The sequence below is a fragment of the Zunongwangia mangrovi genome (assembly GCF_900112105.1).
Lineage (GTDB): Bacteria > Bacteroidota > Bacteroidia > Flavobacteriales > Flavobacteriaceae > Zunongwangia > Zunongwangia mangrovi.
In genome coordinates, this window is sequence record NZ_FOKV01000001.1 from 1,074,892 (window position 1) to 1,090,857 (window position 15,966).

A 15,966-nucleotide genomic window follows, 5' to 3' on the forward strand; every position below is an offset into this window, starting at 1 on the left:
TCATGGTCGTTCTGTAAAAAATGGAATAAAAGCAGGATGATCTTTAATGTCTGAATACAGATCTACATCATTCCGCTTTTCTAATAATTTATAATTTGATTTTGTAAGATTGTTTAATGTATCCTGAAGTACCGTTGAGGTTCCCCAGTTTTTATTTTGAAAGAGATTTTCCTGAAGTTGGGTTATTCCCAATAAATAATAGCCGCCATCTTCAGCCGGGCCAATCACTACTTCATTTTCGTTCAGCATTTTAAAAGCCTGCTCTAAATCTTCGGTTTTAATATCATAAAGATCAGATCCTATAATGACGATTTTCGAGTAACCCGCTTTAAAACCTTCAGCAAAAGCATTTTTCATTCGCTCGCCCAGATCTTCTCCTTTTTGTTTTTTCTTCTTAAAAATAGCATTATCCCATAGATCATTTTCTTTTATTTCTTCGGAATAATATACCGTTTTATCAGTGTTTAGCGGAGCGCAAATCTTTGCCGTATGCGCCAGCAAAAATTTATAAATATCTAGTGCAGCCTGATCTCCAACATCTTTGGCAAGTCTGGTTTTTACTTTGCCAAATTTGGGATTACGAGTAAAAATTAAAAGTAAGTTTTTTGAAGTATTTGTCTCTCTCAAAAAATCATATTTTGTATCTGAAAAGCTGATTTTTAATGCTTTTTACAAAGCCTTCAGATGTATTGCATTCCTAGCAATATACTATGATTATATGAAAATCTCGACTAATTTTTTGTGAAATTTATAAAGGCCGAGATTGTATATATTCAGCTTAATTTTTAGAAATTGAACTTGCTCGTTTTGCCAAGAAAAAGAAGCCGATTTTATACAATTTCAGGATTAAATTACATCAGAGAAATTCAGGAGATATTTCTTTAATTAATTCAAAAAAATTAGATCGTGGATCCCTGGCAACTACTTCCCGCACCGGCGGTACAACCGTAACAATGCTGCGAAATAATGATATTTCGATCATTTAGCAAATCTTCGTTGTACTCGCTAATGTGTTTTACTTTAGAATTCACCTTTAGATCTAACATTTGGTTAAAATCACAATCATAAAGCCATCCATCCCAGCTAATCGAAATCGTATTGGTACACATTACATTTTCGACTGCAGCGGGATTGTAAGCATCTACCAAAGAATACATATAATCTTCGTAATTTTCTGAAGCAATTAGATATTCCAAAAATCGGCTTATCGGAAGATTCGTAATCGCAAAAAGGCTATTAAAATCGATATTGAAATCTTCTTTTAGCGCTTTCTTGAAATCATTTTCCATCGCTGCCTGGTTGGTAGGTAAAAATGCACCTGATGGATTATAAACCAGATCTAATTTGAGATCGCTGCCCGGTTGTGCATAACCCACTTCATTTAAAAGCTGAAGCGCTTTTATCGATTTATCGAAAACTCCGTTTCCGCGTTGTTTGTCTGTTTTCTCCCGCTTGTAAAAAGGAAGAGAAGAAACCACATGAACATTATGTTTCTTGAAGAAATCGGGTAAATCGTGATATTTTTTATTCGCTAAAATGATGGTAAGATTAGATCTTGCGATAAAATCTTTGATCCCTGCTTTAGAAGCTTCTTCTACAAACCATCTAAAATTGGGATTCATTTCTGGCGCACCGCCGGTAAGATCTAAAGTATGCGCTCCGGTATTTTTAATGACTTCCAGGCATTGCTGCATGGTTTCTTTCGTCATTACTTCTTTACGATCTGGCCCGGCATCTACATGGCAATGCGAACAAACCTGGTTACACATATAACCAAGGTTTAGTTGCAATATTTCCAGTTTTTTGGGTTTAAGCGGAAAATGACCACTTTCTGCAATTTTATCTTTAAAAGTTGGAAGCTCTCCTTCTTCAAAAATTCCTTCACTTAATAGTTCCAGTTGTCGTTGCGGGCTGGATAGATCGTCTTCTCTTGCTTTTAGGGATTTTAGAGACATATAAAAATGTTGTACGCTGGTTTAGACGAAAAGATTAGCTTTGGTTTACATGCTAAGCTTTTTGTATTTATTCATCATTTGTACACCATGCACAAGAGTCGCGCCACTTTCTATGGCAGCACCGGCATGAACGGCTTCCATCATTTCTTCTTTTGTAATGCCGCGTTGTAAGCCATCTTTGGTATAGGCATCGATGCAATAGGGGCATTTTACCACATGCGAAACAGCCAAAGCGATAAGTGATTTTTCACGGGCAGAAAGTGCTCCTTCTTCAAAAACTTTTCCGTAGTAATCAAAAAACTTTTTCCCAAGCTCTTCGCTCCATTCTGTAATTTCACCAAATTTCCTTAAGTCGGCCGGATCATAATAAGATTTAGACATAAAATAGTTTTTATTGGCACCGCCAAAGGGTTTAATGCCCCAAGGCCTGCCTCGAAATTAAAAATTTGTTTCCAACGAGTGCGTCGAGGGCTTGCCTCGAGCTAGTTTGCGTAAAGATACAATTTATGCATTCTCATCATTAAAAAGAGCAACTCGATATCAAGATTAACAGTAAAGTGCAATGGGAAATTATAAAACACAGGTCTTGAAAATTTATTCAGAATTCAATAAAATTTGATGCTTTGATAAGCAGAAATATGGTAAACCGTTAAGTAAAAGTTAATGAAAGCTGCACTAAAACTGTTAATGTTGGATTAATTTTAACTATATTAGAGCGGAGACAAGAATACAAATCGAACATCATTAGAATAGATTTCGTCAAGATGACGGCTTATGTGCCGGTATTATTGACATATGGCGATGAATAACGTTTTTCACATAACTAATAGTTGATAACACACAACTTTAACAAACGCTAAGAATAATTGTCTTCAAATATTAATTTTACCTGTTGTAACGCTTATTTAAGCGTTTACAAATAGAAAACTAACCATCAAAACACGGGCTGCTTGTTTTTAAAAGAGCTGCAGATTTATGAGAATAGACGTTAATACTTTACCGGTTAATGACATAATAGGCGATATTTCAAAATGTATAGATGCACCTGTAAAAAATGGAGCAGGTGAACTTATGCTCGAAATTCCGTCAGAATTGGGAGAAGGTTATATTAGAGGATGCAGTTTTGATTCTGGGATTGGTATTATTACTTATAATTGTAAGTTCTACGAGGATATTAATATTCATTTTACCTTAAATAGTGTTCATCCTTTAAAGTTTATTTTTTGTTCTCAGGGAAGTGTAGATCATTGTTTTGAAAATTCAGAGAATGTAGTCAAGATAGATAGTTTTCAAAATATCATTGTGTCCAGTAGTGGTTACAGGGGGCATGTGCTTAGTTTTAAAAAAAATGTAGCAACCCATGTCTCTAGTTTAGAGATTATACGCTCTATTTTTTCGCATCGAGATAATTATCAGTTTCAGGATATAGAGCCAGAGCTAAAAGAGATCTTTAAAGATCAGGTTTCTGAAAAAGAATTTTTCTATCAGGGAAATTACAGTATCAAATCGGCTGATCTTATGGATGAGATCGCCACTAAAGAATTTACCGGATTTTTACGTTCTATCTTTCTTGAAGGAAAAGCTTTTGAAATGTTGGTGGTGCAAATTGCCCAATATCAGGATGATGAAGCTGAAGATAAATTACCACAGATCCTTAGAAAATCTGATATCGAAAAAGTAAATTATGTAGCAAGACGAATTGAAGGGGATCTGGCTTCTAATCTTACCGTTGAAGCTTTAGCGAAAGAAGCCGGTACCAACGTAAATAAATTACAGGAAGGTTTTAAGCATGTTTACGATCTTACGGTAAATAAATATATTCAGCATAGAAAACTAGAAGCAGCTAAGCAAATGTTGATGAGCACCGATAAGAATATTTCTGAAATCGTGGTGGCCATAGGCTTAAATAACCGAAGCTATTTTTCTAAGATCTTTAAAGAGAAATATGGGGTAAGTCCCAAGTACTTTTTAAAGTCGGGTTCTAAACAAGATCTAGATTAATCCCGATCTCCATTTTTTAAGATCGCCTCTTTGGCTTCATTAATGTAACTTCTACCAATCGTATAGCGACTTCCGCCAATTTCTAAACTGTTTCCTTCTATAGCTTCAACTTTTGGAATTGCTATCGTGTACGAACGGTGTATTCTTATAAATCGATCCTGTGGTAAACTTTCAGTAAAACTGCTTAAGGTTTGATGAACGATATGTTTATCTGTAGCGGTGATGATCTTTATATAGTCTTTTAAACTTTCGATCACTAGAATATCCTTTAGGTAGATCTTATGCATGCGTTTTTTATCGACCTTTACAAAAATATGTTCTAGCGTTTCAGTATTCGATTTTGTTAAATTTTGACTCTCGTTTTTCAGTTTTAAAGCTTTATTTACTGCTTTTAAAAATCGAGGGAATGGGATGGGTTTTATTAAAAAATCCAGTATTTCTAATTCATAGCCTTTTACAGCATACTCTGCATGTGCTGTTGTGATAATTACATTTGGCTTGTGTGGCAGGCTTTCCAAAAAGCTATATCCATCCAAAAGCGGCATATTTACATCTAGAAAAAGTAAATCTACTTCGTTCTCTTTTATAAAATTCATGCTGTCTACAGCATTTGTAAATGTAGCTTGTAGGGAAAGCTCTTTGATCTGTTTCACATAGTTTTTTATCACCTTTATTGCTAAAGGTTCATCATCAATTATGATACAGGAAAGACTCATTTTAGTTTCAGTTTTAATTGAATTAAAAATTGACCGTTATTTTGACCAATTTCAAGCTTGTATTCTTCCTTGGTGTACCCAAGTTCCAAACGCTTCTTCACGTTTGCTATGCCTATTCCTCCGCTAGGTTTAAGTTGTTTTGGGAGTTTCTTCTTCCTTTTTTGAGAAATAGTGTTCGCGACTTCAAAATAAAGAAAATCCTCTTCGATTTTCAGTATGATCTTAATAAAAACATTACCAATATTTTCATTAACCCCATGTTTAAATGCATTTTCTACAAAAGGAATCAATAACATGGGAGAAAGTTCTTTACCCTGAATGTCTCCAGAGATTTCCATTTTTACATCAAGATTATCTCCGTACCTAATGCGTTCCAGGTCTAGATAGTTCTGGATACACAAAATTTCTTTTTCTAGGCTTTGTCTTTTATTTTTTGTTTCATAAAGCAGGTAGCGCATAAGCTCTGAGAGTTTGAGAACCACATCTGGAGCTTTATTCGATTTTTCCAGAGTTAACGCATAAATGTTATTTAAAGTATTAAAAAAGAAATGCGGAGAGATCTGGGATCGTAAGAATCGAAGTTCGGTTTCTAATTTAGACTGCTCTAGTTTTGCTGCTTTTTGGTTAGTAGAAATATAATCGATAGTGATCTTTATGGCAGTCACAAAAGAAATAACATACAGCTCTCCCAGCATCATTTGGATTACATAATTGGCCGTGAGCGAATGTGTTTCTGGCCCTTCTGGCCATACGTTATTGCTAATTAAAAAGTAGGTAAGCTCAAATTTGATGATTACCATACAAAAAATTGTAGCTATTAGCGTGATAGTAAAAAGTATGAACTTGCGTTTATAAATGAACGTGGGAATTAAGAAATAGATGGTGAAATAACACAAAAACATATGGATAGGGAATCCTAGTAGATTTCCTTTTATAGAAAGCGCATAATCTTCGTAGTAGCTTCCCCATCTTAAAGTGTTGAACATAAAGTAGGTACTCCAAAATATGAGATGATGTACGCTCTTTATTTCATAATCAGAAAATTTAGAAAGCCTAAACAGGTTTTTTATGGATTTTGTGTCAGCCAATTTTTATATTTTTCTTAACTATTTCGTTGTTTGTCCGTTCAGATATGTCATTGGTCTAATATCTTTTTAATAATTGATGAATATATAAATATTTAGCTTAGAAGTTGGGGTAACTCAACGATTAATCCGAAAAAACTAAAGTTGTGATAAAACGATTTTGCACACTAACCGCCTCTTTTCTACTCTTAATTTCCTGTAAAAATGAGGCAGAAGAAAATCTAAAAAAAACGTCAAAAAATGAAAATTTAGTTGGTATTGTAAATCCATTTATAGGCACCGGAGGACATGGTCACACATTTCCGGGAGCCAGCCGGCCATTTGGGATGGTACAGGTAAGTCCAGATAACGGAACAAGTGGATGGGATTGGTGCTCTGGCTATCATTATTCAGATTCTTTAGTCGCAGGTTTTAGTCATTTACATTTATCGGGAACAGGGATTGGAGATCTTGCCGATCTTCTTTTTATGCCGGTAAATAAAAAGATCGACCTTACAACAACGGTAAAAGAACGAAACGATATTCCTTATCTTTCTAAATATTCTCACGATAACGAAACTTCTAAACCTGGTTACTACCAGTTGTTTTTAGAAGATTTCGATATTAATGTAGAACTTATTTCATCGTTAAGAACTGGATACCATAATTATACTTATGGAGAAGGAGAAGAACAATCTGTAGTGATCGATCTTGGGTTTGCAATTAACTGGGACGAGCCAACAGAGACTTCAATAAAAATTGAAGACGAAACTACCATTACTGGATATCGTCACAGCACAGGTTGGGCAAAAAATCAAAAAGTATTTTTCGTAGCTAAATTTTCTAAGCCGATAATTAATTCTGAAATGTATGCTGAAGCTAAACTTTCTGAAGCATCTGAAGTTGAAGGAAAGAAAACTTCAGCGCAACTATTCTTCGATACAGCAGATAAAAATCTTCAGGTTGCAGTAGCTTTATCTTCAGTAAGCTTAGAAAATGCTAAAGAGAACCTTGATAGCGATGCTAATTTCGATTTTGAAGAGATTAAAGCCGAATCTAAAGAAACCTGGAACGCAGCACTTTCAGATATTATCGTAGAGACTCCGGTAGATTCTTTAAAGGAAATGTTCTACACTGCACTTTATCACACCAAATTATCGCCGGTAACATTTAGTGACAAAAATGGCGAATTTCGATTACAGAACGATAGTATTTCCAGTGCTGAAGGAACAACTTATTCTACACTTTCACTTTGGGATACCTTTAGAGCAGAAAATCCTTTACTAACGATTACTGAGCCAGAAAAAGTTTCAGATATCATCAACTCTATGTTGGCGTATTATGATGAAAGCGGAACTTTACCGGTTTGGACGCTTTATGGAAACGAGACTAATACCATGACCGGTTACCACTCGGTTCCCGTTATTGTTGAAGCTTATTTTAAAGGAATCGAAGGTTTCGATCCAGAGCGTGCTTTTGAAGCTCTAAAATCTACAATGATGCAAGATCAACGCGGACTTAAAGAACTAAAAGAGCATGGTTATATTCCGTTCGATCTAGGAAACGAATCTGTGACCAGCACTTTAGAATATGCTTATAACGACTGGTGTGTGGCGCAAATGGCCAAAGCTTTAGATAAGCAGGAAGATTATGAGTATTTCTCTGAAAGAGCAGAATCTTATAAAAAACTTTTTGATCCTGAAACCGGATTTATGCGAGGAAAGTCTGCTAAAGGAGAATGGCATTTACCATTTGATCCTAAGCATTCGCAGCACCGTGTAAATACAGATTATACTGAAGGTAATGCCTGGCAGCACAGCTGGTTCGTACTTCACGATCCAGAAGGTTTAATTGAACTTCATGGTGGAGCCGAGCCATTTACTGAAAAATTAGAGCAGCTTTTTAACGAAAGTTCAGAAATTACGGGAGAGCATACTTCCGCGGATATTTCAGGATTAATTGGGCAATATGCTCATGGTAACGAGCCAAGTCATCATATCGCTTATTTATTCAATAAAGCAGGTAAACCGTGGAGAACTCAATATTATGTTCACGAGATCTTAAATACACAATACAATACCACTCCAAACGGACTTTCAGGTAACGAAGATGCCGGGCAAATGTCTGCATGGTACGTTTTAAGTTCTATGGGATTATATCCTTTTAGTCCAGCTAGTGCGGTCTACGAAATTGGAACACCAATTTTCGAAAGATCAACGATCAATCTTAAAGATGGTGGCACGTTTGTGATCACAGCTAAAAATGTTTCTCCAGAAAATTTTTATATCCAATCGGCTAAACTTAACGGAGAAGAATTTAATACTACCACAATTTCTCACGAGCAGATCCTTGCTGGTGGAACTTTAGAATTTGTAATGGGAAGCGAACCGAATAAAAACTGGGGTGTAGCCAAAAAATAAACAGAATTAATGCATATAGTAGATGTAATTATAATTGTCCTTTATATCCTGCTAACATTGGGAGTAGGTGTTTGGGTCTCTAAAAAAGCCAGCAAAGGTTTAGATTCTTACTTTTTAGGAGGAAAAACTATAAAATGGTATTATCTGGGATTAAGTAATGGTTCTGGGATGTTCGATGTTTCCGGTACCGCCTGGATGGTAGGAATCCTGTTCTTATACGGGGTGAAAAGTTTCATGTTTATGTGGATGTGGCCTATCTGGAACCAGGTTTTTGTAATGATGTTCCTGGCGGTTTGGATTAGGCGATCTAAAGTAATGACGGGATCTGAGTGGATTTTAACCCGATTTGGTGACGATAAAGCAGGAAGAGCTTCGCATTTGATCGTAGCCATTTTTGCTGTAGTCGCTTCGATAGGTTTTATTGCCTATTTTTTTGAAGGTGCCGGGAAATTTATGACCGTGATCCTTCCTTGGGATATGAGTCTCTCTATTGCTGAAACTACCTTGCTAACTTCAGAACAAACTTATGCGTTATTGATCATCTTTTTTACAACGATCTATACCATAAAAGGAGGAATGTTCTCTGTAGTTACTACTGAAGTTTTGCAATATCTAATTATGGTTGTTGCCGGAATTTTAGTTGCCGGGTATACGTTTTATGCATTTACAGATACAGAGGTGAATCAATTGATTCCTGATGAGTGGAAAAATGTTTTCTTCGGAAATGAACTTACCGGGTTTTGGTCTGGGGATTACGAAGAATTTAACCGACTTATAGATACACAGGGTTATAAAATGTTTGGTGCTTTTATTGGGATGACGCTTTTTAAAGGTTTCTTTTCGAGTGTAGCAGGGCCAACACCGGGTTACGATATGCAGCGAATTCTTTCTACCAGAAATGTAAAAGATGCAGCATATATGAGTGGTTTTACAAACCTGGTTTTATTTATTCCGCGTTATCTTTTAATAGGTGGTATCGTTTTGATCGGGCTGGTATTTATCGCGCCACAAATGGTAGGAACTGGAGCAGTAACCGGTAACGACCTGGAAGTTGTTTTACCAAAAGTGATCAATAATCATGTTCCGGTTGGGATCAAAGGATTGTTGCTTGCAGGATTATTAGCGGCGTTCATGTCTACATTCTCTGCTTTTGTTAACGCAGGGCCAGCATATATAGTAAATGATATTTATAAGAAATACTTTAAACCGGTAGCTTCAGACAGGCATTATGTAAAAGCGAGTCATATTGCATCTTTTGGTGTAGTTACCCTAGGAGTTATTATGGGCTTTTTTGCAGATTCTATAAACTCGATTACGCTTTGGATCACCAGTGCACTTTATGGTGGTTACGTTGCCGCAAACTTTTTAAAATGGGTTTGGTGGCGTTTTAATGGCTGGGGATATTTTTGGGGAATGTTAGCAGGTTTGATTATCGCAACGCTTCAGTTTTTCTTAGATCAAAATAAAGCGAACTTAGAAGCAGGAACTTTACTGCATGACCTTTCAGAAATTCCAGCGATCTATTTATTTCCAATAATTCTTGGCTTCTCGCTATTAGGTTCTTTGTTAGGAACTTTCTTAACTAAGCCTACAGATATGGCGACCTTAAATTCATTTTATACTAATGTACATCCCTGGGGTTGGTGGAAGCCGGTTAGAGATCACTATTCCGAAGAAAAAATAGAGAAAAACAACGAATTTTGGCTGGATATGTTCAATTGTATAATTGGGATCATCTGGCAATCGAGTATGATCTTATTGCCAATATTTTTGGTGGTGAGAGATTATAGTAAAACCTGGATGGCTGTAGCCGTTTTTGTATTAACCAGTTTAATACTGAAGTTTACCTGGCTGGATAAAGTGAAAAATCTGGAGACCAGCGAAGAAGAAATTTAATTAAGAAGTAAAAGTATCCTGATAAGACATCAGGAAGAAAATAATAGAAATCTCGAAGATTCGAGCAAAATAAAGCAGATGATGAAGAATATACCTTGGCAGGATAAACCTGAGAATTGTAACGATGTACTTTGGAGACATAGCGAAAACCCTATTATCGATCGATATGCTATCCCTACTTCAAATAGTATTTTTAATAGTGCTGTTGTGCCTTTTGAAGATGGATTTGCCGGGGTTTTTAGATGTGATAACAAAGCTGTGCAAATGAATATTTTTGCAGGCTTTAGTAAAGATGGTATCAATTGGGATATTAACCACGAGCCTATCGAAATGCAGGCAGGAAATACCCAAATGATCGATTCAGATTATAAATACGATCCTCGTGTTACCTTTATCGAAGATCGTTATTGGATTACTTGGTGTAATGGTTACCACGGCCCTACAATTGGTATCGCTTACACTTTCGATTTTAAAGAATTTTTTCAGTGTGAAAACGCTTTTTTGCCCTTTAACAGAAACGGAGTTTTGTTCCCTACAAAGATCAACGGTAAATATGCAATGTTAAGCCGCCCTAGTGATAATGGACATACGCCATTTGGTGATATTTACATTAGCTACAGCCCAGATATGAAATACTGGGGCGAACATCGTTGTGTTATGAAAGTTGCTCCGTTTGAACAAAGTGCATGGCAATGCACAAAGATCGGCGCTGGCCCGGTGCCGATCTTAACAGATGAAGGTTGGTTGTTATTCTATCACGGTGTTATCGCTACCTGTAACGGATTTAGATATTCGGTTGGTGCAGCCATTTTAGATGAAAACGAACCAAATAAAGTAAAATACCGTTCGCAGCCTTATTTATTAGCTCCAGCTGAACTTTACGAAATGACAGGGGATGTGCCAAATGTAGTTTTTCCTTGCGCTACCTTGCATTCTCATGAAGAGGATAAGTTAGCTTTGTATTACGGGGCAGCAGATACCTGCACAGGCGTTGCTTATGGTAAAATTAGCGAAGTAGTAGACTTTGTAAAAAATAACAGCTTATAAAATGAAATCGATTTTAGCCATTTTTGGATCTCTTTTTTGTATAAATGCTTTTGCGCAAGAGCCGCCACGTTCTTACGTGTCCTATAAAACTTCAGAAGAAATTGTTATAGACGGTAAAGCAGATGAAGCAAGCTGGAAAGAGGCTAAATGGACAGCCGATTTTATAGATATTGAAGGTGATAAGGTCCCAAAGTATAAAACCAATGCAAAAATGCTTTGGGACGACCAGTATTTTTATATCTACGCCAAATTAGAAGAGCCACATATTTGGGGAACTTTAAAGCAGCGTGATACGGTGATTTTCTATAATAACGATTTTGAAGTTTTTATAGATCCTGATGGTGATACCCAAAAATACATGGAGTTTGAAGTAAATGCTTTAAATACTGTTTGGGATTTAATGCTTATCGAGGCATATCGCGAAGGCGGGCCGGCGATCGATCATTGGGATATTAACAGAATTAAATCTGCCGTAAATATTGAAGGTACTTTAAACGATGCTTCAGATAAAGATCAATATTGGGAAGTAGAAATTGCCATGCCCTGGGATGCTTTAACCGAAGCGAGTGCAAATGGTAAAATTCCGAAGAATGACTTTTGGCGTGTTAATTTTTCTCGTGTAAACTGGGATCACGATCTTAGAGATGGTCGCTATTCAAGAAAGAAAGGTGAAAATGGCCAATATCTGCCAGAATATAACTGGGTTTGGTCACCACAGGGTGTAATTAATATGCACGAGCCAGAGCATTGGGGATATGTGTTTTTTAGCGACAAAAAAGCTTCAGAAAATATCGAATTCCAGATCCCTGAAGACGAGCATATTCGCTGGGCGATGTATTCGTTGTACAGAGCACAAAAAAATTATTACTCAAAACATCAAAAATGGGCAAATACTGTAGGTAAACTTCAGGATTCGCCTGTTTCAGTTTTAAATAAAGAATTAAATCCGAAAATAGAAGTCCATTCTTCAGGATATAATATTAGTGTAGAAAGTCCTTTTTCAGGAGAAAAATACCTAATTAAAGAAGATGGATCCTTTATTCAATTAACCAAATAATTACCGCTCAGATTGGGCGATTTCAACAAACCTTAATCCTATGAAATTTAGATTTTTATTGTTTTCGATATTGGTCGCTTTCTCGACCATTTCGTGTTTAGATAATATGCAAAAGGCGAAAGCAAATACTGCGGAAGCTAACGCGGAAACTGCAGAAACAACTACTGAAGATTCAGATTTTAAATACTGGACATGGATCACCGCAGATGCCAGCAGAACAGATGAATCTTATACTGAAGAATTCAAAAAATATAAAGAGAATGGATTGGATGCAGTTTTAATTAATACTGATACAGATCCAGAATTACTTTCTCGTTTAACGCCACTTGCCAAAGCTGAAGGTTTAGAAGTTCATGCCTGGATCATGGCAGTAAATCGCCCGGGGGACGAAGTTGCTTTACAACATCCAGATTGGTACCAGGTAAGCCGTAATGGTGAATCTTGTTATGATAATCGCCCTTATGTAGATTATTACCAGTGGTTATGCCCAACCAAAGAAGAATCACGAAACCATATTTTAAGTTTGGTAGAAGGACTGGCAAAAGTAGAAGATGTAGAAACGGTACATTTAGATTATATAAGGTTCCCGGATATCTTCCTTCCGATTGCTTTGCTACCTAAGTATGATTTGGATCAAACTACGGAAATGCCAGAATATGATTTCTGTTATTGTGATGTTTGTATAGCTAAGTTTAAAGAGATGCATCACAAAGATCCTAGAGATACAGACGATCCTCAGATCGATATGGAGTGGAAACAATTCCGTTTAAACAGAATAAGAGATCTGGTAAACGATGCTTATAAAATCGTTCACGAAAATAACAAAGAGCTTAGCGCGGCAGTATTCCCTTATCCAGAAATGGCAGATCATATGGTTCGCCAGCGTTGGGATAAATGGGATATCGACTATGTGCTGCCAATGATCTACAACAATTTCTATAACGAAGAAATAGATTGGATTGGTTTTGCTACAAAACAAGGTGTACAGGATCTGGAAGCTAAGAATACCGAATTACATACCGGAATCTATATTCCTGAAATGTCTCCTGAGGAAGTGACCGAAGCCATCAACCAGGCAAAAGCAAACGGAGCAAAAGGTGTTTCTTTCTTTGACGGAAATGCATTTACTCCAGAAAAACTGGCAGCGGTTAAAGCAGCAAGTGAAGAATAATTAGAATTGAGAAGTTAGATTTTAGATCGCTTCGCTGTTATATGTTAGAATTTAGATTATAGAAACTAGACTAGAGAAGAGATAGGAAGCAAGAACCAGGACTTATCATTTTAAGTTTTGAATGCTGAATTTTGAATTTTAGCTACTTGCTTTTATTAAACAAATTAATAAGCTATAAGCTGAGGTTTCTCGGTTTGTAGCTTTACACTTTCAGAAAACTTACTTAAGTAAGGGAAATTAGAAGCTGATGGCTAAAAGCTGTCAGCTTACTGCTTAAAATATAGGCTAATCGCTTAAAAAAATGAAATTAAAATTCTTAGGAATCGCTGTTTTAATGACGATTTTTTCCTGTAAAACAGAGGAAACTAAAGTCGGTAAAACATCAGAAGAGCCACTTACGCAATTTGTAAATCCGTTTATCGGGACAGATGGGCCGGGAAATACTTATCCCGGTGCGACCACTCCATACGGAATGGTGCAGTTAAGTCCGGATATTGGTGTTGGCGGCTGGGATCGTATCGCCGGATATTTTTATCAGGATTCGATCATTACCGGTTTTTCACATATGCACTTAACAGGTACGGGTGCCGGCGATCTTTATGATATTTTGGTGATGCCAACCAATAGTAAGTTTTCAGAACGTATTCCGGAAAATAATCATAAGCCATTTTCAAAGTTTAATCACGAACAGGAAGAAGCCTCACCGGGATATTATTCGGTGCAACTTTTAGATTACGACATTAAAGCTGAACTTACCGCTACACCAAGAACCGGGATTCAGCGATTTACTTTTCCAGAGGATTCTTTATCACAAATTCATGTCGACCTTGGTTATGCTTTAAACTGGGATCGCGCTACAGAAACTCATCTTAAAGTAGTAAATGATTCGGTTATCGAAGGTTATCGAAAATCCACAGGATGGGCAAAAGATCAGCGTGTATATTTTGTGATGAAGTTTTCTAAAGCCTTTCAGAATTTTGAAATTTTAGAAAACGGAGCGAAAATTTCAGCAAAAGAAATCACTGCTGAAAATACCAAAATCATCCTGAATTACGAGACCACTTCAGAAGAGCAAATAGTGGTTAAAACCGGAGTTTCTTCAGCAAATATTGAAGGCGCTTACGCAAGTTTAGAGAAGGAAGCACTCGACTTTAACTTTGACAATTACCGTCAAGAGGCCAATGAAACCTGGGAAAAAGAACTTCAGAAGATAAAAATAGAAACATCAAATAACGATCAAAAATCAATATTCTATACGATGATGTATCAATCAATGTTGGCGCCAACTTTATTAAGTGATCCTAACGGAAATTACAAAGGCGCGAATGATAGCATCGAAAATGCAAAGGGTTTTAATCGTTACGATACCTTTTCGCTTTGGGATACCTTTAGAGCGGCGCATCCGCTTTATACGATCATTCAGCAGGAAAGAGTGCCAGATTTTATAAAATCGATGTTGGCGCATTACCAGGAAACCGGTTTGCTGCCGGTGTGGTCGATGCAGGGGAACGAAACTAATATGATGCTGGGCTATCACTCGGTTCCCGTGATCGTAGATGCTTATTTTAAAGGTTTTGATTTTGATGCTGAACTAGCTTACGAAGCCTGTAAAGCCAGTGCCATGACCAGCACACGTAAAATCGATGTTTTTGCTGAAAAAGGCTATGTGCCGGCTGAAGAAAAGGAAGGCGATTGGAGCGTTTCTAAAACTTTAGAATATGCTTACGACGATTGGTGTATAGCTATGTTTGCTAAAGATCTTGGGAAAGAAGACGATTATCAATATTTCTTAGAACGCTCTGGCTACTGGAAAAATACCTATGATTCTAAAACCAGTTTCTTTAGAGCAAAAGACGAAAATGGTGAATTTATCGCTGGATTTAATAGCAAGGAATACTCCGATTATTTTAGTGAAAGCAATGCGTGGCAATATTACTGGTTTGTGCCGCAGGATATTCCGGGTTTAATAAAAACTACCGGAGGCGAAGAGCGTTTTACGCAAAAATTGGATTCGATGTTTAGTTTTAATCCGGCTGCAGACGATAAATTGCCAATTTTTAGTACGGGAATGATCGGGCAATATGCGCATGGAAATGAGCCAAGTCATCACGTGGCGTATTTGTACGATTACCTGGGAAAACCTTCTGAAACACAAAAACTGGTTCGGCAAATTCTAACCGAGCAATATAAAAATGAACCAAACGGACACTGCGGAAATGAAGATTGTGGACAAATGTCTTCCTGGTATATTTTTAGTTCGATGGGATTTTACCCTGTAAATGCGGCGCAGGGAACTTATATGTTGGGCGCTCCTTTATTTGAATCTGCTGAAATTAATCTGCCGGGCGGTAAAAAATTCAGTATAAAAACATCGAATTTCGCTGAAGAAAATCAGTTTGTTGCAAAGGTGAAATTGAACGGAAAAGAGCTGGATCGTGCGTACATCACTCATAAAGAAATTGTTGATGGAGGCGAATTGTTATTCGAAATGAGCAGCGAACCTGTAGACAGTGTTTTAGAAACTCCGCAGCCTAATAAGATATATTGATTTCAAAACAAAAAGTAAATGTCACTCTGAATCAAGCATGACTGACGGAAAGTTTGGTTTAGTACGATCATTTATAAATAAAATATACTTT

Annotated in this window: 12 protein-coding genes; 7 read left to right on the forward strand and 5 right to left on the reverse strand. The window is 36.8% G+C overall.

Annotation, left to right across the window (positions count from 1 at the left end):
- The 3 genes from BM201_RS04865 to BM201_RS04875 form a co-directional block, all read right to left on the reverse strand.
- Positions 1–627 carry a TIGR04282 family arsenosugar biosynthesis glycosyltransferase gene (locus BM201_RS04865; RefSeq protein ID WP_092540226.1) on the reverse strand — a complete coding sequence of 209 codons (627 nt, stop codon included), beginning with the start codon at positions 625–627 and terminating at the stop codon, positions 1–3.
- A gap of 272 nt (positions 628–899) precedes the next feature.
- Positions 900–1,955 (reverse strand): arsenosugar biosynthesis radical SAM (seleno)protein ArsS, encoded by a 1,056-nt coding sequence (gene arsS, locus BM201_RS04870; RefSeq protein WP_092540227.1) that lies wholly within the window; start codon positions 1,953–1,955, stop codon positions 900–902.
- A 45-nt stretch (positions 1,956–2,000) separates the two neighbouring features.
- Positions 2,001–2,336 (reverse strand): arsenosugar biosynthesis-associated peroxidase-like protein, encoded by a 336-nt coding sequence (locus BM201_RS04875; RefSeq protein WP_092540228.1) that lies wholly within the window; start codon positions 2,334–2,336, stop codon positions 2,001–2,003.
- A 594-nt stretch (positions 2,337–2,930) separates the two neighbouring features.
- Here BM201_RS04875 and BM201_RS04880 point away from each other — a divergent pair.
- Positions 2,931–3,956 (forward strand): helix-turn-helix domain-containing protein, encoded by a 1,026-nt coding sequence (locus BM201_RS04880; RefSeq protein WP_092540229.1) that lies wholly within the window; start codon positions 2,931–2,933, stop codon positions 3,954–3,956.
- Here the strand turns inward: BM201_RS04880 and BM201_RS04885 are convergent.
- Positions 3,953–4,672, reverse strand: a complete 720-nt coding sequence (locus tag BM201_RS04885) for a LytR/AlgR family response regulator transcription factor (protein WP_092540230.1) — start codon at positions 4,670–4,672, stop codon at positions 3,953–3,955. The genes BM201_RS04880 and BM201_RS04885 overlap by 4 nt on opposite strands.
- Positions 4,669–5,760, reverse strand: a complete 1,092-nt coding sequence (locus BM201_RS04890; protein WP_245758575.1) for a sensor histidine kinase — start codon at positions 5,758–5,760, stop codon at positions 4,669–4,671. Before BM201_RS04890 ends, BM201_RS04885 begins: the two co-directional genes overlap by 4 nt.
- A 146-nt stretch (positions 5,761–5,906) precedes the next feature.
- Here BM201_RS04890 and BM201_RS04895 point away from each other — a divergent pair, with 146 nt between their 5' ends.
- The 6 genes from BM201_RS04895 to BM201_RS04920 all read left to right on the forward strand — a co-directional run bounded on the left by BM201_RS04895 (position 5,907) and on the right by BM201_RS04920 (position 15,875).
- Positions 5,907–8,156 (forward strand): GH92 family glycosyl hydrolase, encoded by a 2,250-nt coding sequence (locus BM201_RS04895; RefSeq protein WP_394333732.1) that lies wholly within the window; start codon positions 5,907–5,909, stop codon positions 8,154–8,156.
- Positions 8,157–8,165: 9 nt separating this feature from the next.
- Entirely contained in the window at positions 8,166–10,052 is a 1,887-nt protein-coding gene (locus BM201_RS04900) for a sodium:solute symporter family protein (protein ID WP_092540233.1), read from the forward strand.
- 81 nt (positions 10,053–10,133) lie between these two features.
- Entirely contained in the window at positions 10,134–11,099 is a 966-nt protein-coding gene (locus BM201_RS04905) for a glycoside hydrolase family 130 protein (RefSeq protein ID WP_092540234.1), read from the forward strand.
- Between the two features lies 1 nt (position 11,100).
- Entirely contained in the window at positions 11,101–12,156 is a 1,056-nt protein-coding gene (locus BM201_RS04910; protein ID WP_092540235.1) for a carbohydrate-binding family 9-like protein, read from the forward strand.
- A 40-nt stretch (positions 12,157–12,196) separates the two neighbouring features.
- The gene (locus BM201_RS04915; protein ID WP_092540236.1) at positions 12,197–13,327 is read left to right on the forward strand and encodes a family 10 glycosylhydrolase; all 1,131 of its coding nucleotides are present in this window, start codon (positions 12,197–12,199) and stop codon (positions 13,325–13,327) included.
- 301 nt (positions 13,328–13,628) lie between these two features.
- Positions 13,629–15,875 (forward strand): GH92 family glycosyl hydrolase, encoded by a 2,247-nt coding sequence (locus BM201_RS04920; protein WP_092540237.1) that lies wholly within the window; start codon positions 13,629–13,631, stop codon positions 15,873–15,875.
- Positions 15,876–15,966: the final 91 nt, after the last annotated feature.

What these genes read in the sequence shown, in the direction of transcription:
- arsS (WP_092540227.1), bottom strand. Translation starts at nt 1,955, where the DNA reads ATGTCTCTAAAATCCCTAAAAGCAAGAGAAGACGATCTATCCAGCCCG.
- BM201_RS04875 (WP_092540228.1), bottom strand. Translation starts at nt 2,336, where the DNA reads ATGTCTAAATCTTATTATGATCCGGCCGACTTAAGGAAATTTGGTGAA.
- BM201_RS04880 (WP_092540229.1), top strand. Translation starts at nt 2,931, where the DNA reads ATGAGAATAGACGTTAATACTTTACCGGTTAATGACATAATAGGCGAT.
- BM201_RS04885 (WP_092540230.1), bottom strand. Translation starts at nt 4,672, where the DNA reads ATGAGTCTTTCCTGTATCATAATTGATGATGAACCTTTAGCAATAAAG.
- BM201_RS04900 (WP_092540233.1), top strand. Translation starts at nt 8,166, where the DNA reads ATGCATATAGTAGATGTAATTATAATTGTCCTTTATATCCTGCTAACA.
- BM201_RS04905 (WP_092540234.1), top strand. Translation starts at nt 10,134, where the DNA reads ATGAAGAATATACCTTGGCAGGATAAACCTGAGAATTGTAACGATGTA.
- BM201_RS04910 (WP_092540235.1), top strand. Translation starts at nt 11,101, where the DNA reads ATGAAATCGATTTTAGCCATTTTTGGATCTCTTTTTTGTATAAATGCT.
- BM201_RS04915 (WP_092540236.1), top strand. Translation starts at nt 12,197, where the DNA reads ATGAAATTTAGATTTTTATTGTTTTCGATATTGGTCGCTTTCTCGACC.
- BM201_RS04920 (WP_092540237.1), top strand. Translation starts at nt 13,629, where the DNA reads ATGAAATTAAAATTCTTAGGAATCGCTGTTTTAATGACGATTTTTTCC.